Source organism: Rhodococcus sp. 2H158 (assembly GCF_053764755.1).
Genome location: NZ_JBSNCE010000043.1, coordinates 1 through 17,728 on the forward strand (window position 1 = coordinate 1; position 17,728 = coordinate 17,728).

14 protein-coding genes and 1 pseudogene are annotated in these 17,728 nt (G+C 71.6%); 9 read left to right on the forward strand and 6 right to left on the reverse strand.

Annotated features, from left to right (window positions below):
* A pseudogene (locus ACWPOB_RS27030) lies at positions 1-181 on the reverse strand (glucose-6-phosphate isomerase); the annotation flags it as partial.
* Between the two features lie 79 nt (positions 182-260).
* Between ACWPOB_RS27030 and ACWPOB_RS27035 the strand changes: the two are divergent.
* Positions 261-1,712: an NAD-dependent succinate-semialdehyde dehydrogenase gene (locus tag ACWPOB_RS27035; RefSeq protein WP_455402707.1), complete on the forward strand. Its 1,452-nt coding sequence runs from the start codon at positions 261-263 to the stop codon at positions 1,710-1,712.
* Positions 1,713-1,813: 101 nt separating this feature from the next.
* Here the strand turns inward: ACWPOB_RS27035 and ACWPOB_RS27040 are convergent, their stop codons facing one another.
* A complete protein-coding gene (locus tag ACWPOB_RS27040) occupies positions 1,814-2,122 on the reverse strand; it encodes a chorismate mutase (protein WP_029541984.1) in 309 nt (102 codons plus the stop codon).
* 289 nt (positions 2,123-2,411) lie between these two features.
* Between ACWPOB_RS27040 and pcrA the strand changes: the two genes are divergently transcribed.
* Positions 2,412-4,856 carry a DNA helicase PcrA gene (gene pcrA, locus ACWPOB_RS27045; RefSeq protein ID WP_455402708.1) on the forward strand — a complete coding sequence of 815 codons (2,445 nt, stop codon included), beginning with the start codon at positions 2,412-2,414 and terminating at the stop codon, positions 4,854-4,856.
* Between the two features lie 76 nt (positions 4,857-4,932).
* Here the strand turns inward: pcrA and ACWPOB_RS27050 are convergent, their stop codons facing one another.
* Positions 4,933-5,976 (reverse strand): M23 family metallopeptidase, encoded by a 1,044-nt coding sequence (locus tag ACWPOB_RS27050; protein ID WP_065922906.1) that lies wholly within the window; start codon positions 5,974-5,976, stop codon positions 4,933-4,935.
* A 226-nt stretch (positions 5,977-6,202) separates the two neighbouring features.
* Here ACWPOB_RS27050 and ACWPOB_RS27055 point away from each other — a divergent pair, with 226 nt between their 5' ends.
* From ACWPOB_RS27055 to sucD, 3 genes are all read left to right on the forward strand, one after another.
* Positions 6,203-7,918: a hypothetical protein gene (locus ACWPOB_RS27055; protein WP_455402709.1), complete on the forward strand. Its 1,716-nt coding sequence runs from the start codon at positions 6,203-6,205 to the stop codon at positions 7,916-7,918.
* A 144-nt stretch (positions 7,919-8,062) separates the two neighbouring features.
* Complete coding sequence (gene sucC / locus ACWPOB_RS27060) at positions 8,063-9,232, forward strand: ADP-forming succinate--CoA ligase subunit beta (RefSeq protein ID WP_100058365.1); 1,170 nt, start codon at positions 8,063-8,065, stop codon at positions 9,230-9,232.
* 15 nt (positions 9,233-9,247) lie between these two features.
* On the forward strand, positions 9,248-10,150 hold the full coding sequence (gene sucD, locus ACWPOB_RS27065; RefSeq protein WP_100058364.1) for a succinate--CoA ligase subunit alpha: 903 nt from the start codon (positions 9,248-9,250) through the stop codon (positions 10,148-10,150).
* 70 nt (positions 10,151-10,220) lie between these two features.
* Here the strand turns inward: sucD and ACWPOB_RS27070 are convergent, their stop codons facing one another.
* Positions 10,221-10,844 (reverse strand): IMPACT family protein, encoded by a 624-nt coding sequence (locus ACWPOB_RS27070; RefSeq protein WP_100058363.1) that lies wholly within the window; start codon positions 10,842-10,844, stop codon positions 10,221-10,223.
* A 107-nt stretch (positions 10,845-10,951) separates the two neighbouring features.
* Here ACWPOB_RS27070 and ACWPOB_RS27075 point away from each other — a divergent pair, with 107 nt between their 5' ends.
* The 4 genes from ACWPOB_RS27075 (at position 10,952) to purH (ending at position 16,175) form a co-directional block, all read left to right on the forward strand.
* Positions 10,952-12,166 carry a DUF5336 domain-containing protein gene (locus ACWPOB_RS27075; RefSeq protein WP_455402710.1) on the forward strand — a complete coding sequence of 405 codons (1,215 nt, stop codon included), beginning with the start codon at positions 10,952-10,954 and terminating at the stop codon, positions 12,164-12,166.
* Between the two features lie 66 nt (positions 12,167-12,232).
* On the forward strand, positions 12,233-13,921 hold the full coding sequence (locus tag ACWPOB_RS27080; RefSeq protein WP_455402711.1) for a cell division protein PerM: 1,689 nt from the start codon (positions 12,233-12,235) through the stop codon (positions 13,919-13,921).
* Between the two features lie 54 nt (positions 13,922-13,975).
* Positions 13,976-14,623: a phosphoribosylglycinamide formyltransferase gene (gene purN / locus ACWPOB_RS27085; RefSeq protein WP_100058412.1), complete on the forward strand. Its 648-nt coding sequence runs from the start codon at positions 13,976-13,978 to the stop codon at positions 14,621-14,623.
* A complete protein-coding gene (gene purH / locus ACWPOB_RS27090) occupies positions 14,610-16,175 on the forward strand; it encodes a bifunctional phosphoribosylaminoimidazolecarboxamide formyltransferase/IMP cyclohydrolase (protein WP_455402712.1) in 1,566 nt (521 codons plus the stop codon). The genes purN and purH overlap by 14 nt, the downstream gene beginning before the upstream one ends.
* Positions 16,176-16,198: 23 nt before the next feature.
* On the opposite strand, the gene ACWPOB_RS27095 is transcribed toward purH, so the two are convergent.
* Both ACWPOB_RS27095 and ACWPOB_RS27100 read right to left on the reverse strand, forming a co-directional pair.
* Positions 16,199-16,435, reverse strand: coding sequence for a hypothetical protein (locus ACWPOB_RS27095; RefSeq protein ID WP_006945013.1), 237 nt, complete (start codon positions 16,433-16,435; stop codon positions 16,199-16,201).
* 312 nt (positions 16,436-16,747) lie between these two features.
* A complete protein-coding gene (locus ACWPOB_RS27100) occupies positions 16,748-17,707 on the reverse strand; it encodes an alpha/beta hydrolase family protein (RefSeq protein ID WP_100058414.1) in 960 nt (319 codons plus the stop codon).
* Positions 17,708-17,728: the final 21 nt, after the last annotated feature.

Consider the following 17,728-nt stretch of genomic DNA (forward strand, 5'->3'; position numbering starts at 1 on the left):
CCACCGTGGTGTCGGTGATCCGATGCTTGCTGTAGTCGATGTACCAGTCCCCGGCGGTGAGCGACAACCGCTGCGCCCGCCCCGGATCCGCCGCGAACAACCCCCGCAGATCCACCGCCTCGAGCTCCGAACGGTGCTGGGACAGCTGCTGCCACGGTGCGGTTCGAGTCACGTCGCTCATGAATTCAGAGCCTAGTGCGGGGCCGCAGTTACCGGCGGGTTCGGAACCCGCTCGGGTCGTGGAGCGCATGATGTGGGTCATGGACCCCGAAGAACTGATCCGGACCGTACCGACAGAACTGTTCCTCGGCGGGGAGTGGGTGGCCGCAGAGAACGGCGCCACCTTCCCCGTCCACGATCCCGCCACCGGCGACACGCTCACCGACGTCGCCGACGCGAGTCCGGCGGACGCCGTCCGCGCCCTCGACGCCGCGGTGGCCGTCCAGCACGAGTGGGCCGCGACCCCGCCGCGCGAACGTGGCGAACTGCTGCGTTCGGTGTTCGCGAGGATCACCGAACGTGCCGAGGACTTCGCGCTCCTGATGACCCTGGAGATGGGCAAGGCCCTGCCGGAGAGCCGGGCCGAGGCCAAGTACGGTGCCGAGTTCTTCCGCTGGTTCGCCGAGGAGGCGGTGCGGATCGCGGGCCGCTACACCCACGCGCCCGCGGGCAACGGACGGATCCTGGTGACGAAACAGCCGGTGGGACCGTGCCTGGCGATCACGCCGTGGAACTTCCCGCTCGCGATGGGCACCCGCAAGATCGGTCCCGCCCTCGCTGCGGGCTGCACGATCCTGATGAAGCCCGCGTCGGAGACCCCGCTGACGATGCTGCTGCTCGCCCAGCTGTTCGCCGAGGCCGGCCTGCCGAAGGGGGTGCTGTCCGTGCTGCCGACGTCGCGCGCCGGGGCGGTCACCGGTCCGCTGATCGACGATCCCCGCCTGCGCAAGCTGACCTTCACCGGTTCCACCGCGGTCGGCCGGGCCCTGTCCGAGCGGGCCGGGAAGGCGATGCTGCGCACGTCGATGGAGCTGGGCGGCAACGCGCCGTTCCTGGTGTTCGACGACGCCGACCTCGATGCCGCGGTCGAGGGAGCGCTGGCCGCGAAGCTGCGCAACGGCGGCGAGGCGTGCACGGCCGCGAACCGCTTCCATGTCGCCAACGCGGTGCGAGAGGAGTTCGTGAAGAAGCTGACCGAGCGGATGGCGCAGTACCGGCTCGGGCGCGGCACCGACCCCGGCACCACACTCGGGCCGCTGATCAACGCCGGCCAGCGGGAGACCGTCGGCGCGCTGGTGCAGGACGCGGTGGGGGCCGGGGCGAGCCTCCGGCTCGGCGGGTCCGTCCCCGACGGCCCGGGGTGGTACTACCCGGCGACCGTGCTCGACGGGGTGACGGCCGAGGCCCGGATCCTGCGGGAGGAGGTGTTCGGTCCCGTCGCCGCCGTGGCCGGGTTCGACACCGAGCAGGAGGCGATCGATGCGGCCAACGCCACCGAATACGGACTGGCCGCGTACATCTACACGCAGAGCCTGGACCGGGCCCTGCGGGTGTCCGAGGCCGTCGAGTCCGGCATGGTGGGCGTCAACCGGGGCGTGATCTCCGACGTGGCGGCGCCGTTCGGCGGCATCAAGGCCTCCGGGCTGGGCCGCGAGGGCGGCAGTGAAGGCATCGAGGAGTACCTCGAGACGAAGTACATCGCGCTGCAGTGACCTGCGCGACGGTTACGCCCCCGAGCGTCGTGGCCGACGGGCTCGGGGGCGTACCGGCGGGACTCGGTGACCCCGGCGGGACTCGGTGACCCCGGCGGGACTCAGTGACCGAGACGGCCGCGGCCGAGCCGCAGCAGCAGCATGGCCAGGGTGTGACCCTCCTGGCCCAGCTCGCTGAAGCGCTCGAGAACCTTCATCTCGCGGCTGTGCACCAGGCGGGTACCGCCGGAGGCCATGCGGGTCTGGCCGATGATGCGCGAGACCTCGGTGCGGCGTTTGACCGCCGCCAGGATCTCGGAGTCGAGCCGGTCGATCTCTTTGCGGAGCTCGTCGATCTCCGCCTCGGTGGTGGGCAGGGCAGCGTCGGATGCGCTGGCTCCGGAACCGGCGGCCTCGGTGTTGGTGCTCATGTCGTCTCCTCGCGTCAGCTCTGGGATCGCTTCGGATACTGCGGGCGTTACCGGTCCGGCCGTCGGCTCGGGACTTCGGTGGCGCAGCAGCCGAAGCCTCGGGTGTGGTCAGGCCTCGGTCATCGGCTCTCACACCGATGGAAGTGTCGCCGGTAGTGGCGACGTGGAGCGCATGACATGACGTTCAGTTTGCCACCCGTCCCCGAACCGGCCAAGTAAGGCATACCTGCCGAATCGCCCCGGCCCGGCCGGCACGGCTGTCGGCGATCGCCGGTAGTTTGGTACCACGATGAATACACCCGTTGCCTCCGGCCGTCCTGTCCCCGCGTCGAACTCGGGGGTGCGGGCGATGACCCCCGACGCGCTGCTCGAGGGACTCAATCCCCAGCAACGGGAGGCCGTGACCCACACGGGGTCTCCGCTGCTCATCGTCGCGGGGGCCGGCTCCGGCAAGACGGCGGTGCTGACCCGGCGCATCGCGTACCTGCTGGGTGAGCGTGGGGTGGCGCCGGGCCAGATCCTGGCGATCACGTTCACCAACAAGGCGGCCGCCGAGATGCGCGAGCGCGTCGCCCACCTCGTCGGTCCGCGCGCGAACAACATGTGGGTGTCGACGTTCCATTCGAGCTGCGTGCGGATCCTGCGGGCGCAGTCGGCGCTGCTGTCGGGGATGAACTCGAACTTCACCATCTACGACGCGGACGACTCCCGGCGGCTGCTCACCATGATCGCCAAGGATCTCGACCTCGACGTCAAGCGGTATTCCGCGCGGCTGCTGGCGACGCACATCTCCAATCTCAAGAACGAGCTGATCGGCCCCGAGGAGGCCGCGGCCGACGCGGACCGCGAGGCGGCGGAACTGCCGCGGATCGTCGCGCGGGTCTACGCGCACTACCAGCAGCGGCTGCGCGCGGCCAACGCCTTCGACTTCGACGACCTGATCGGCGAGACGGTGGCACTGTTGCAGGCGCATCCGCAGGTGGCGGAGTACTACCGCCGACGGTTCCGCCACGTTCTCGTCGACGAATACCAGGACACCAACCACGCGCAGTACGTGCTCGTGCGCACGCTCGTGGGCGGTGCGGACGACACCGTGACGGACGATGCGGTCGCGCCGGGGGAGCTGTGTGTCGTCGGCGATGCCGACCAGTCCATCTACGCGTTCCGCGGCGCGACGATCCGCAACATCGAGGAGTTCGAACGCGACTATCCCGACGCTCGCACGATCCTGCTCGAGCAGAACTACCGTTCCACCCAGAACATCCTCTCGGCGGCCAACGCGGTGATCGCGCGCAACACCGGACGACGGGAGAAGCGGTTGTGGACGGACTCCGGCGCGGGGGAACCGATCACCGGGTACGTCGCCGACAACGAGCACGACGAGGCGCAGTTCGTGGCCGCGGAGATCGACCGGCTCGTCGACGCCGGTGAGGCCAGGTTCGCCGACGTCGCGGTGTTCTACCGCACCAACAACTCCTCCCGCGCCCTCGAGGACGTGTTCATCCGGCACGGCGTGCCCTACCGGGTGGTCGGCGGCGTGCGCTTCTACGAGCGCAAGGAGGTTCGCGACCTCGTCGCGTACCTGCGGGTGCTCGCCAACCCGGACGACACGGTCAGCCTGCGCCGTATCCTCAACACCCCCCGTCGCGGCATCGGCGACCGCGCGGAGGCCTGCGTGGCGGTGCACGCCGAACGCACGGCGGTCGGGTTCGGCCGGGCCCTGCGCGACGCGGCCGAGGGCACCGTGCCCCTGCTGAACACCCGCTCGCAGAAGGCCATCGCCGCGTTCGTCGACCTCATGGACGAGCTGCGGGGGATGCTCACCGAGACCGACGCCGACGGCAACGACCTCGTCGACATCGGCGACGTCGTCGAGGCGGTTCTCGACCGCACCGGTTACCGCGCCGAGCTCGAGGCCAGCGACGACCCGCAGGACGGCACGCGGCTCGACAATCTCAACGAGCTGGTCAGCGTGGCAAGGGAATTCAGTTCGGATGCCCGTAATGCCGCGGGTCTCGAGGAGGAACGGGAGGGCGCGGAGGGGGAGCCCGAGCCCGGCTCGCTCGCCGCGTTCCTCGAACGGGTGTCGCTGGTGGCCGACGCCGACCAGATCCCCGAGGAGGGCGACGGGGTCGTCACCCTGATGACGCTGCACATCGCCAAGGGTCTCGAGTTCCCGGTGGTGTTCGTGACCGGGTGGGAGGACGGGCAGTTCCCGCACATGCGAGCGCTCGGCGACCCGGCCGAGCTGTCGGAGGAGCGGCGCCTGGCCTACGTCGGGCTCACCCGCGCGCGGCAGCGCCTCTACCTGAGCCGGGCGGTGCTGCGCTCGGCCTGGGGGCAGTCGGTGACCAATCCGGAATCGCGCTTCCTGCAAGAGATTCCGCAGGAACTCGTGGAGTGGCGCCGGGAGGATCCGGGGGTGGCCGGTGGTCACGCCATCGGATCCGGCCGTGGCCGGGGCGGCTACGGCGGAATCGGCTCCGGCTTCGGGGGCGGAGCCTCCCGGTTCGGCGACGACCGGCAGTCGACGCCGAGTTTCGGGCCCGCGCGCTCGCGCAACAACCATCTCGTGCTCGCCGTCGGCGACCGGGTCAGCCACGACAAGTACGGCCTCGGCACGGTCCTCGAGACCCGCGGCTCCGGGCCGACCGCGACGGTGGTCATCGACTTCGGCAGCGCCGGGAAGGTGCGGCTGATGCTCGTCGGCGGCGTGCCGATGGTCAAGCTCTGACCCGGGTTCCCGGCCGGACGCGAAACGGGCCCCACACCAGCCGGTGCGGGGCCCGTTTCGCGAGAAGCGCCGGAGGTCAGTCGTTCCGGATGCCGAGGGAGATGCCGCGGGTCGCGAGCCAGGGCAGCGGGTCGATCTTGTCGATGCCGTTGAGGTGCACCTCGAAGTGCAGGTGCGGGCCGGTGGACTGGCCGCGGTTGCCCATGGTGGCGATCTGGTCGCCGGCCATGACCTGCTGACCGACCGTCACCATGGACTGGTCGATGTGGCCGTAGACGGTGACGGTGCCGTCCGCGTGGCGCAGGCGCACCCACATGCCGAAGCCGGACGCCGGACCGGAGTCGATGACGGTGCCGTCGGCGACCGCGAGGATCGGGGTCCCGATCGGACCGGCGATGTCCACCCCGGCGTGGAGGGTGCCCCAGCGGGCACCGTAGCTGGAGGTGAAGACGCCGGCGGCCGGAAGGACGAACAGCGGGCGGCGGGCGGCGGCCTCGCGGGCGGCGCGCTCCTCGCTGAACCGCTGGCCCTTGGCGAGCAGGTTCGAGAACTGGGACAGGTCGTTCGGGTCCGCGATGTTGAGGACCTGCGGGGCCTGGGACGGGGCGGCGCCCTCGGACTCGGTCTCCGGGGCGAACTGCGCGGCCTGCGGCACCGCGGTGGCGGTGATGACGTGCGAGTCGGTGGCGTCCGCGGCGAGGGCGACCTCGGAGTGCTCGGACTCCTGGGCGGGGCCGCTGGCGGCGGCCTGGCCCGCGGCGACGACGGCGCCGGCGGCGACCGCGAGAACCGCGGCGCGGCCCTTGAGGGCGGCGGGGGGAGTGGGAACCCGATGGGCGCCGCCGCGACGAGTGGGGGCGGCCAGATCGCCGTCGGGTGATCCGGGGGCGGTGAGCGGCTCGGCCGGCTCGGTGCCATAGAATTCGTACTGCTCGGTGGTGCTGGTGTTGCGGAAGTTCACAATGCTCGAGACGTCTAGATCGTCCGCCGGGCCCTCGTCGAGGTAGCGCTCGTGCGGCTGCCAGTGGCCCGGATAGAGGTGGTCGGTGGCCTCCGTGGACTCGAAGTCACCGAACCCGCTGCCGGGACGGCTGTCGGCGCGTGGAGTGCAAGTGTGCATCGACTGCCGTCCTCCGTTCGTGACCTGACCGTTATTCGGACCGAAGCGACGGTAACGAAACGATCGCAAGCGTGGCAACCCAAACGGGCTGGAAATCGGGCCTTGTGACTGGCATCACAGTTTGAGCTGGGCGTATATGGAAACGTTCCTTCGGTTACGGCGCGATACCGAATATTCACGGTGTGTCACGCCGCGATGAATCGGAACGTCGCCGTAGCGTCGGGGCGTGCCGAGCCGCCCGCCCGTCCTCGTCGCCGCGTTCGGCCTGTCCGTGCTCGGCGCCACCGCTGTGGCGGTCGCGCCGTTCCTGCCGGTGGTCCGCGCCGACGCCGGGCCCGTCGGCGCCGCCCTCGTCGCCGCGACGATCGCCGCCGTCGCCGCCGCGCTCGCGGTGCCCCTCGGCGCGTTGAGTCTCGCCCGTCGGCCCGGTCCCCTCGCCGGAATCCGGGCCGGCGCGCTGCTGGCGGGGGCCGGGTTCGTCGCACTCGGCGCGGCCCTGCTCGACGTCGCGCTGTTCACCGACGCCCTCGACGCCGACCGGCTCGAGCTGTTCCGGCCCCTCACCGCCGCCGGCCTCACGGCGGGCCCGGGTGCCGGCCTCGTCCTCACCGGCCATCTCGCCGCGGTCGTCGCCGGAGTCCTCGGGACCGTCGCGGTCCGGCGGCTCGGGGCCGACCCCGCACACGCCCCCGGCGAGGACGGCCCGGTGGGTGTGCGCGTCGGGGCCCCGGCGGCGACCGCCGTGGCGGTGGCGGCCCTGGCCGCGGCCGGCGCGTTCCTCGCCCCGCCCTTCGTCTCGGACGACCCGGTGCTGCTCGGCCCCGGCGTCCTCGACGCCACCGCGGCCACCGCGATCGGTTCCCTGGCCGCCGCGGTCGCGGTGGTGCTGACGGCGACGTGGGCGCTGGTGACCGGTTCGCCGGCCGCCGCGAGGGGCCTGGTGGCGGGTGCGGGGCTCGGTGCGCTCGGCATCCTGGGCCCGCGCCTGGCGGCAGGCCTCACCGGTGAGCGGCTCGCGCCGTCGGCCGGTGCCGCCGTCGGGGTGGTCGCCGCCGCCGCCCTCGTCGCGGCCGCGGTCGCACTGCCCCGGCTCGTCGCCCGGTCCGCCCGCGCCGCAGGGCCGGTGCCCAGGGCGGTCACGTCCGTCCCGGCGATGCTGCGCCGGCACGTCACCGCGGGCGTCGCGGGGATTGCCACCGGCGTCGTCGCGACGGTGGGGGCGCTGCTGCCCACACTGTCGGTCCCGGCCGGGGCAACGGCGCCCGACCTGCCGGCCACTCGCCTGCTGCTCGCCACGGGCCTGCTCGTGCTGGCGCTGAGCGTGTGGCTGCTGCTCTCCGAATTCGCCGCCCCGCTGCGGCCCGCCCTCGCGGTGCCGCTCGTCGCGGTGGGCACCGCCGCCGGGGCGGTGCTGCAGTCCTGGGTGCTCGCCGCGGACCTGCCCGGTGTCGGTGCCGGGCCGGGCGCGTGGCTGGCCGGCGCCGCGATCCTGGGGGCCGCGGTGACGGGGGTGTTCGTCGTGCTGGCCGGGGGTGCGGAACGCGACGGCATCGACACCTCCGTCGAACGGATCGCCGGGCCGGTCGTGCGCGCGGTGGGCGCGGCCGCGGCTCTCGTCGCCGGTGCCGGTGTGCTGCTGCCGGTGCAGCCCGGGGCCGGTTCGGTCCTGGGCTATCCGTGGGGTTACGACGTGTGGGGGCGGGTGCTGCTCGCCGTCGCGGTGGTGGCAGCGGTGCTGGTCGCGGCGCGGTCGCGGCCGGCCCGGGGCGGTGTGTTGCTGCTCGGCGCGGCGGCGGCGGTGGCCCTGTACGCGGCGTCGTGGTTGCTCGTGCGGACCCCGGAGCAGGAGCCGGTGAATGTCGTCCTCACACTGCCTGCAATCCTTGGGGTGGTGTTCCTCCTGGCTGCGGCGTGGCTCACAATCCGGGAGGAAAATCCGTGAGGTACCCCTCGGGCCCCTCGCTCCGGTGACATGCGACACATACCAGGAGTGCGGGCGTTTGGTGGGACTTCCGACTAGTTACAGTCCGAACGGACCCGCTCATACCCCTCGAGCGGGCGTCAACGCAGACGAGACGGTGAGCAGATGGATCTCTTCGAATACCAGGCGAAGGAACTCTTCGCCAAGCATGGTGTGCCGACGTCGCTGGGTCGTGTGACCGACACGGCCGACGAGGCCAAGGCGATCGCCGAGGAAATCGGTAAGCCTGTGATGGTCAAGGCCCAGGTCAAGACCGGTGGTCGTGGCAAGGCCGGTGGCGTGAAGTACGCCGCCACCCCCGAGGATGCGAAGACCCACGCCGAGAACATCCTCGGCCTCGACATCAAGGGTCACATCGTCAAGAAGCTGTTGGTCGCCGAGGCCAGCGACATCGCCGAGGAGTACTACATCTCCTTCCTGCTCGACCGGGCCAACCGCACCTACCTGGCCATGTGCTCGGTCGAGGGCGGCATGGAGATCGAGGAGGTCGCGGCCACCAAGCCCGAGCGTCTCGCCAAGGTTCCCGTGGACGCCGTCAAGGGCGTCGACCTCGCGTTCGCGCGCAGCATCGCCGAGCAGGGCCACCTGCCCGCCGAGGTGCTCGACGCCGCGGCCGTGACCATCCAGAAGCTGTGGGAGGTCTTCGTCGCCGAGGACGCCACCCTGGTCGAGGTCAACCCGCTCGTGCGCACCCCCGACGATCAGATCCTCGCCCTGGACGGCAAGGTCACCATCGACGAGAACGCAGGCTTCCGCCACCCCGAGCACGCCGAGCTCGAGGACAAGGACTCCACCGACCCGCTCGAGGCCAAGGCCAAGGAGCACGACCTGAACTACGTCAAGCTCGACGGCCAGGTCGGCATCATCGGCAACGGCGCGGGACTGGTCATGTCGACCCTCGACGTCGTCGCGTATGCCGGTGAGAAGCACGGCGGCGTCAAGCCCGCCAACTTCCTCGACATCGGTGGCGGCGCGTCCGCCGAGGTCATGGCCGCCGGCCTGGACGTCATCCTGAACGACGCTCAGGTCGAGAGCGTGTTCGTCAACGTCTTCGGTGGCATCACCGCGTGCGACGCGGTCGCCAACGGCATCGTCAAGGCGCTGGAGATGCTCGGCGACGAGGCCAACAAGCCGCTGGTTGTCCGCCTGGACGGCAACAACGTCGAGGCGGGCCGCAAGATCCTGGCCGACGCCAACCACCCGCTGGTCACGCTGGTCGGAACCATGGACGAGGCCGCTGACAAGGCCGCCGAGCTGGCGCACGCCGCGAAGTAAGGACACACGGAGAACATGTCTATCTTCCTCAACAAGGACTCGAAGGTCATCGTCCAGGGCATCACCGGCGGCGAGGGCACCAAGCACACCGCCCTGATGCTCAAGGCCGGTACCCAGGTCGTCGGCGGCGTCAACGCCCGCAAGGCCGGCACCACGGTGTCCCACACCGCAGCCGACGGTTCTGCCGTCGAGCTGCCCGTCTTCGGTACCGTCGCCGAGGCGATGAAGGAGACCGGCGCGGACGTCTCGATCGCGTTCGTCCCCCCGAAGTTCGCCAAGGACGCCATCATCGAGGCCATCGACGCGGAGATCCCGCTGCTCGTGGTCATCACCGAGGGCATCCCGGTGCAGGACACCGCGTACGCGTGGGCCTACAACCTCGAGAAGGGCAACAAGACCCGGATCATCGGCCCCAACTGCCCCGGCATCATCACCCCGGGCGAGTCGCTGGCCGGCATCACCCCGGCCAACATCTCCGGCAAGGGCCCGGTGGGCCTGGTGTCCAAGTCCGGCACCCTGACCTACCAGATGATGTTCGAGCTGCGTGACTTCGGCTTCTCGACCGCCATCGGCATCGGCGGCGACCCCGTCATCGGCACCACCCACATCGACGCCATCGAGGCGTTCGAGAAGGATCCCGAGACCAAGCTCATCGTCATGATCGGCGAGATCGGCGGCGACGCCGAGGAGCGCGCGGCCGACTACATCAAGGCCAACGTGACCAAGCCGGTCGTCGGCTACGTCGCCGGGTTCACCGCTCCGGAGGGCAAGACCATGGGCCACGCCGGCGCCATCGTCTCCGGCTCCTCGGGCACCGCGCAGGCCAAGAAGGACGCCCTCGAGGCGGCCGGCGTGAAGGTCGGCAAGACGCCGTCCGAGACCGCCGCTCTCGCGCGCGAGATCCTGCAGTCGCTGTAGGCGGCTTCGCCGCCGGTGCGTCCTTTGGGCGGTCCTGACCGCCCAAAGGACGCACCGGCAGCTCCGCTGCCTACCCGTCCACCCATTCGGTGCCGACGGGTTCGAGCTCGCCGGCGCCGGCCGTCGCCGACGCCACCACGCTCCGCAACCCGGCCGCATCCCTGGCTGCGACCGTGAAGACGACACGCTCCGTGTAGGACACGTCGAGCACGCTCACCCCGCGGCCCCGTAGTTCCGACTCCACCCGGCCGGCGTCACCGTGCCCCACTGCCAGGGTGAACACCTCCCGTCGCTCCCGCGGCACCAGCGTCGCCGCGTCGACCGCAACGGCCACCGCACCCGAATACGCCCGGACCAGTCCCCCCGCGCCGAGCTTGATGCCGCCGAACCAGCGGGTGACCACCACCGCGACATTCACCAGATCGCGATGGTGCAGCACCTGCAGCATCGGTACCCCGGCCGTGCCCCCCGGTTCCCCGTCGTCGCTCGACCGTTCCGCCCGGTGCGCCGGCTCGTCGCCCACCACGAAGGCCCAGCAATGGTGCCGCGCATCGGGATACAGCCTCCGCTGTTCCTCGACGAAGGCGAGCGCGGCGGTATCCGAGTCGACGCGACGCAGCACGGCGAGAAAGCGGGAATGCTTGATCTCCGTCTCGGCGACGACGTCCGCTCCGGGCTCGAGGGTGCTGGGCATGCGCACATTCTCGCTGGTGGGGATTCGCCGGATTCGCGGGACTCCTGCCGCCCACGGTGATCGTGCCTAGGCTGGTCGCAGAGCAGCCGACAACATCAGGAGGAGCGATGACCTACCCAGCAGGCTCGGGAACGGGCCGGTCCGACACCCCGTCAGGTCCCACGGGGTCGTCGACCGGGGGAGGATCCAGCCTCGCCTCCCGTGGCTCCGACAAGGTGGTGCCGCTGCTCCTGCCGATCGCCGTCGCGGTGCTGGCGGTGCTGAACTTCCTGCTCGGCCTGGCCCCGTACGTGCGGATCTCCTTCGGCACCCAGGTCGCGCTGTCGTCGTTCGACTTCGGGTTTGCGGTCGTGCCGCTGGCCTTCCTGCTCTTCGGTGGCGCGGCCGCGGCGCTGTCGCTGCTACCGGGTCAGGACCTGCGCTCCGTCGCGGTGGCGGCCTCCGCGGTCGGCTTCGTGGTGTCGCTGTTCCAACTCTTCCACCTGCCCGACGACACCGGCATCTCGTGGGGTGGGGTGTCGATCCTCGTCCTCGGCTTCCTGCAGACCGCGCTCGCGCTGATGGCGCTGCTCTTCGGGATCGGCATCCTGGTGCCCGGCCAGCGCCGCTCGCCCGCGCAGTCGTTCGGCGGCCAGGGAGGCGGCGGGCAGGGCGTGGGCCAGGGGTACAGCGGCGGCCAGGGGTACGGCGGTCAGGGGTACGGCGGCCAGGGCTACGGAGCGCAGGGTGCCGGCGCGGGGCAGGGCTATCCGTCCGGTCAGGGCTACGCTCCCGGCGCGGCGTCGAGCGGATACGGAACGCAGGGCTCCGGCTACCCCTCGGGGTCCTCGGCCTACCCCTCGGGGTCCTCGGCGCAGTACCCCGGCTACCAGCAGCCGCAGTACTCCACCGGGCAGTACCCGTCGGGGCAGTACTCCACCGGCCAGTACCCGTCGGGGCAGTACCCGGGATCCCAGTACCCGGGCACCCAGTACTCGGGCGCGCAGCCGCGCGAGCACTACCCCAGCCCGGACTACGGCGCCCAGACCGAGCACCTGAGCCAGCCGCTGCGCGTCGACCGGCCGCAATCCGAGGGGCAGCATCCCGGCCAGCAGGCCTACACCCCGACGGGAGCCCAGGCCCCGTACGGCGCCGGGGCGCCCGGTCCTTCGGGCCGGCCGGGGGAGCCCGCCGGTGGCGGCGCGGACGAGCCGACCGTGCTCGCCCCCCGGCACGCCGATTCCGAGCAGGATGCCGCGGGGCACCCGTCGGAGGACGACGCCGAGCGGACGTCGGACCCGGCACCGACGCAGGCGTTCCGCCCCGGTGACGAGCCGCGGTGACGGCTCCCGCACGTGCTGCGGCGCGCCTGACCGTCACGACCGTCGCCGGGTGACACTCTCGACACGATGACCTCGACGCTAGGCCGGTCCGACCGGCGCACCACCCCGGAAGGCAACCCGGTCGAGCCGGAGCAGCTGCGGATCCTGCTCGGCACGGCGGCCAAGGTGCCGGCAGTGACCCTCGCGCTGATCGCCACGCTGGTGGTGACCACGATGGTGGCCGCGAGCAGCGACCTGACCGGCATCTACGCGGCGATCGCGGGAAGCTGGCTGGCCCTGCACCAGGTGACGCTGACGATCGACGGGGTATCCCTCGGCGTGCTGCCGTTGCTGCCGACAGCGGTGCTGGTGTGGCTGACCGCCCGGGCCGCGCGTTCTGCCACCGACGCCTTCGTCGCGCTCGGCGGCCGTCCACTCGATCGTCGGAACGCCTCACGCATCGCCGTGGCCACCCTCGCCGGTCCGACGGTGATCACGGTCGTGGCGCTGATCGTGATCCAGGATGCGGCGAGCGTCCTGCCCGTCGTCACCCCCAATCCGGCGGCCGCGCTGGCCTGGGTGACCGCGCTCTACCTGCTCGGGGCCGGGCTCGGCATCGGTGCCCGGACGTGGCGGCCGCTGTCCGTCCGCTACGGCGTGCCGAACTGGCTGGTCGCCGCCGTGCGCCCCGCGGCCCGCGCGGTGCTGGGGATGTTCGCCGCGGCCGGGGTGGTGACCGTACTCGGGCTGCTGTGGTCGTGGACCGTGGTCGGTGACCTGATCGGCCGCGGCGGGGGAGTGACCGGGGCGCTCGGGTTGACGGTGCTGTCGGTGCTGTACCTGCCCAACGTGCTGATCGGTGCCGCCGCCGTGGTGGCCGGCAGCACGGTGCAGTTCGGCGACGTGACCCTGAGCCTGTTCGAGGCGACGGGCGGTGACCTGCCCGCGCTGCCGGTGCTCGCTGTGATCCCACCGGGACCGGCCGCGCCGTTCTGGCCGGTGCTGCTGGCCGTTCCCGCGACGGTGGGTGCGCTGCTCGGACGGTACGTCGCCCAGCGCCACCTCGAGGCGCGGGCCCGGGGGGAGTACGCGTCGTCCACCGACGCCGCGCTCACGGTGGTCGCTGCGGCGGCGCTCGCGGGCGCGACGAGCGCGCTGGCCACGTGGGTCGCCGGTGGCCCCCTGGGGGTCTTCGGCGTGGTCGGCGGTAACTGGTGGCTGGCCGGGGTGCTGGTATTCGCGTGGTCGGGGCTGCTGGGCCTCGTCACATCGCAGCTGCTGCTGTGGCGCGAGCACCGCCTGGCCGCGGCCGAGTCCGCCCGTGCGTCGGCCGCCGCCGAGAACGCCGCCGCCGAGAACGCCGCCGCCGAGAATTCCGACCACGACGAGCCGGTCGAGAAGGCCGACGCCGCCCCGCTCGACGAGGTGAAGGCGCTCGAGGCAGGCCCGGCGCTACCCGCCGCCGACGTGCTCGACGCCGAGATCGTCGAGGACGGCCCCGAAGGCCAGCAGGACGCCGCAGGCGATGCCGACGACACCGACGCCGCCGACGCCGCAGGCGACGCCGGCGCGCCCGCCGGCACCGAGGTCGAGGACGACGCCGAGGTCGAGGACGACGCCGCAGTCGAGGACGACGCCGCAGTCGAGTGCGTGGACGTCGTCGACGCGGAGATCGAGGACGCCGCGGGCGAGTCGAGCGAGGCCGAGCAGGATGCCGGCGCGCCGCCGGAGCGCAACGGCGACCTGCCGGAGGGGGCCGCACCCCCCAAGGGCTAGGCTCTACCCGGCCGAGCATCCGGCCGACCCCTCTCGAGTTCCAGGAGTAGAGCGCTGACTGCCTCGCGTGACCAGCTGCCGCCGACTGCGCCGGCACGGGTCGTCGTCCTCGCCTCGGGCACCGGAAGCCTGCTGCGGTCGCTGATCGACGCGACGCACACGGACGGGTATCCCGCCCGGATCGTCGCCGTCGGAGTGGACCGCGAATGCGCCGCCGAGGGGCACGCGGAGGCTGCCGGCATCCCGCATCTCCGGGTCGTGCTGCGTGAGCACCCGGACCGCGCCGCATGGGACCGCGCCCTCACCGAGGCCGTCGCCGCCCACGAGCCGGACCTGGTGGTCTCGGCCGGTTTCATGAAGATCCTGGGGCCGACCTTCCTGCACCGGTTCGGCGGCCGCATCGTCAACACCCACCCCGCGCTGCTGCCGGCGTTCCCCGGCGCGCACGCCGTCCCCGACGCCCTCGCCTACGGGGTGAAGGTCACCGGGTCGACCGTGCACCTGGTCGATGCTGGTGTCGACACCGGCCCCATCCTGGCGCAGGAACCCGTGCCGGTCCTCGACGACGACGACGAGGCCACCCTGCACGAACGCATCAAGGTTGTGGAGCGACGATTGCTGGCCGACGTGGTCGCCGCCGTCGCCACCCGTGGAGTTGTATCCGATGGACGAAAGGCCGTGATCCCCAGTGACCGAACGTAAGGCTGTGCGACGTGCACTCGTCAGCGTCTACGACAAGACCGGTTTGGTCGAACTGGCGACGGGTCTGCACGAGGCGGGTGTCGCGCTGGTCTCCACCGGCTCCACGGCTGCGACCATCGCCGGCGCCGGCATCCCCGTCACCAAGGTGGAGGACCTGACCGGCTTCCCCGAGTGCCTCGAGGGGCGGGTCAAGACGCTGCACCCGCGAGTGCACGCCGGCATCCTCGCCGACACGCGCAAGCAGGACCACCTCGACCAGCTCGCCGAGCTCGGTGTCGAGGCGTTCGAGCTGGTCGTGGTGAACCTGTACCCGTTCACGCAGACCGTCGCCTCGGGGGCCACCCCGGACGAGTGCGTCGAGCAGATCGACATCGGCGGCCCGTCCATGGTGCGTGCCGCCGCGAAGAACCATCCGTCGGTCGCCGTGGTCGTCGACCCGGCCCGGTACGACGACGTGCTCGACGCCGTCAAGGGGGGCGGCTTCACCCTGCCGCAGCGCAAAGCCCTTGCCGCCCAGGCATTCCAGCACACCGCCGCCTACGACGTGGCGGTGGCGAGCTGGATGAACGCCGGCTATGCCGTCCCGGAGGCGGACGCCGCCGAGCAGTTCCCGGCCTGGGCCGGGGCGACGTGGGAGCGTGCGGCCGTGCTGCGGTACGGCGAGAACCCGCACCAGGCGGCGGCGCTGTACGTGAACGAGGCCGGCGAGCCGGGCTTGGCCCGGGCCGAGCAGTTCCACGGCAAGGAGATGTCCTACAACAACTACCAGGACGCCGACGCGGCCTGGCGCGCCGCGCACGACCACGACCGGCCGTGCGTCGCGATCATCAAGCACGCCAACCCGTGCGGCATCGCGGTGGCGGACACCGTCGCCGAGGCGCACCGTAAGGCGCACGAGTGCGATCCGGTGAGCGCGTTCGGCGGCGTGATCGCCGTCAACCGCGAGGTGAGCGTGGCGATGGCCGAGCAGGTCGCCGAGATCTTCACCGAGGTGATCATCGCCCCGGCGTACGCGGCCGGCGCGGTCGAGGTGCTCAGCCGCAAGAAGAACATCCGCATCCTGCGGGCCGACTCGCCGCAGGCGGCGCAGATCGAGCTGCGTCAGATCTCCGGCGGCATGCTGCTGCAGGAGCGCGACACCCTCACGGCGCCGGGTGATTCGGCCGGGAACTGGGAGCTGGCCTGCGGCGAGGCCGCCGACGCCGAGACCCTCGCGGATCTCGAGTTCGCCTGGCGCGCCTGCCGGGCCGTGAAGTCCAACGCGATCCTGCTCGCTGCGGGCGGCGCCACCGTCGGCGTCGGCATGGGCCAGGTCAACCGCGTGGACTCCGCCCGGCTCGCGGTCTCACGCGCCGGGGACCGTGTCACCGGATCCGTCGCCGCATCGGACGCGTTCTTCCCGTTCGCGGACGGCCTGCAGGTGCTCACCGAGGCCGGCGTCAAGGCCATCGTGCAGCCGGGTGGTTCGGTGCGCGACAACGAGGTGATCGAGGCCGCTCGCGAGGCCGGCGTGACCCTGTACCTCACCGGCGCACGGCACTTCGCGCACTGAGCGCCGCCCGGCCGCCCGCGCCGTCAGGCCGCGTGCGGGTGGCCGGTCGCCGGGCGGGTCACAGTCCGCGGCGCGGCGTCGCGGGCGTCGGAGATGACCAGCCGGGCGGCACCGCGGTCGAGCAGTTCGCGGATGAGGTCCGCAGCGGCCGCGGCCTGTTCGGTGCCGACGTGGCTCAGGTCGATCGTGATCGCGTGACCGGTGAGATCGTCGGGCAGGTCCTTGGGGACGGCGCCGGTGGCGCCGAGTCGCAGTTTCATCGTGTTCTCCTCTTACTGGACAAGATCGGTACGGGATAAAGAAAGGCACCCGAGGCGATGTGCCCGGGTGCCCGAGAAGGAGTCTTTCGAGTCGTCGACTCATTCCCGGGGTTGCCACTTGGCGAAGTGGAAGTACGCGTAGGTGTGTCGGCACCAGGTGGGTACGGCAATGCGCATCGACTTCGCCGCGATGACCTTGTCGTCTCGCATCGGACCGTACCTTTCTCGTGTGTTCCTACGGGTTAACCGGACACCATACCCGAGTAACGCGAATCTGACATCTCTTGTTTTCCGCCCATCTCGGGCGGCAGGTCAGAGCTTGGCGAGCCACGCCTCGAAACCGCGGGTGAACTCGTCCGAGAAGGGCAGATCGGCGATGTAGTCGGCGCCGGTGGACTGCTGGTCGCCGATGTCCTTGAGCACGTGGTTGGCCCGGTGCAGGCGCAGCGAGGTCAGGCTCGTGTGCACGAGTGCCGAGTCGAGGGCGTCGACGTCCTCGACCCGCACCTGGATGTCCTTCGCGGAGACGCTGGTGAGTACCGGCAGCGCCCCGTCGAGCTGGGCCGCGAGCATCCGCGGATCGAGGGCGTCCTCCTCGGCGAGGGCCTTCGCGTTGGCCGAGACCAGTCCGGCGTTGCGTAGCGGCTCGGGCAGGGTGTCGCTGAGGGTGCCGTCGGCCCGCAGCGATTCGACGGCGTCCGCGAGGGCGAGGCGCAGTTCGTCGGCGACCTGGATCGGGAGCTGACCGGCGTCGACGACGGCGTCGAGCTGGGCGTCGATCTGGGCGGTGAGCAGGTCCAGCAGCCGTACGGCCAGCGGTTCGAGCAGGGCGATGCCCGCGACGGGCGCGCCGGCGTGGGCGAGGGAGAGGGCGATGAGCGCGCCCTCGCTGTGCCCGACGACGTAGAGCCGCTCGGAGTCGACGCCCGGCTGGCCGGCGAGGAACCGCAGGCCGTCGGTGGCGGCGTCGATGAAGGTGGAGAATCCGAGGTCGGCGACGTCGGAGACGTCGTACGGACCGAGGCCGGTGACGCCGCTGCCGAGCTTGTCGTAGCGCAGGCTGGCGAAGCCGTTGCGTTCGAGCACGTCGGCGAGGTGACGCAGGGTGCCGATCGGGCCGGGCAGCAGCGCGCTGTCGCCGTTGCGGTCGGTGGGACCGCTGCCGGCGAGAAGTAGCACGGCGGGGACGTCCCCGTCGCCCGCGGCGGGCACGCGCAGGCTGCCGTGCAGGGTCACGTCGCCGCTGGAGAAGGAGATGTCGGTGTCCGCCATGGCGTCGTGTCTATCAGAACC

Excerpts from the sequence above, each read along its gene's own strand:
- ACWPOB_RS27035 (WP_455402707.1), top strand. The coding sequence starts at position 261 with ATGGACCCCGAAGAACTGATCCGGACCGTACCGACAGAACTGTTCCTC.
- ACWPOB_RS27040 (WP_029541984.1), bottom strand. The coding sequence starts at position 2,122 with ATGAGCACCAACACCGAGGCCGCCGGTTCCGGAGCCAGCGCATCCGAC.
- pcrA (WP_455402708.1), top strand. The coding sequence starts at position 2,412 with ATGAATACACCCGTTGCCTCCGGCCGTCCTGTCCCCGCGTCGAACTCG.
- ACWPOB_RS27050 (WP_065922906.1), bottom strand. The coding sequence starts at position 5,976 with ATGCACACTTGCACTCCACGCGCCGACAGCCGTCCCGGCAGCGGGTTC.
- sucC (WP_100058365.1), top strand. The coding sequence starts at position 8,063 with ATGGATCTCTTCGAATACCAGGCGAAGGAACTCTTCGCCAAGCATGGT.
- sucD (WP_100058364.1), top strand. The coding sequence starts at position 9,248 with ATGTCTATCTTCCTCAACAAGGACTCGAAGGTCATCGTCCAGGGCATC.
- ACWPOB_RS27070 (WP_100058363.1), bottom strand. The coding sequence starts at position 10,844 with ATGCCCAGCACCCTCGAGCCCGGAGCGGACGTCGTCGCCGAGACGGAG.
- ACWPOB_RS27075 (WP_455402710.1), top strand. The coding sequence starts at position 10,952 with ATGACCTACCCAGCAGGCTCGGGAACGGGCCGGTCCGACACCCCGTCA.
- ACWPOB_RS27080 (WP_455402711.1), top strand. The coding sequence starts at position 12,233 with ATGACCTCGACGCTAGGCCGGTCCGACCGGCGCACCACCCCGGAAGGC.
- ACWPOB_RS27095 (WP_006945013.1), bottom strand. The coding sequence starts at position 16,435 with ATGAAACTGCGACTCGGCGCCACCGGCGCCGTCCCCAAGGACCTGCCC.
- ACWPOB_RS27100 (WP_100058414.1), bottom strand. The coding sequence starts at position 17,707 with ATGGCGGACACCGACATCTCCTTCTCCAGCGGCGACGTGACCCTGCAC.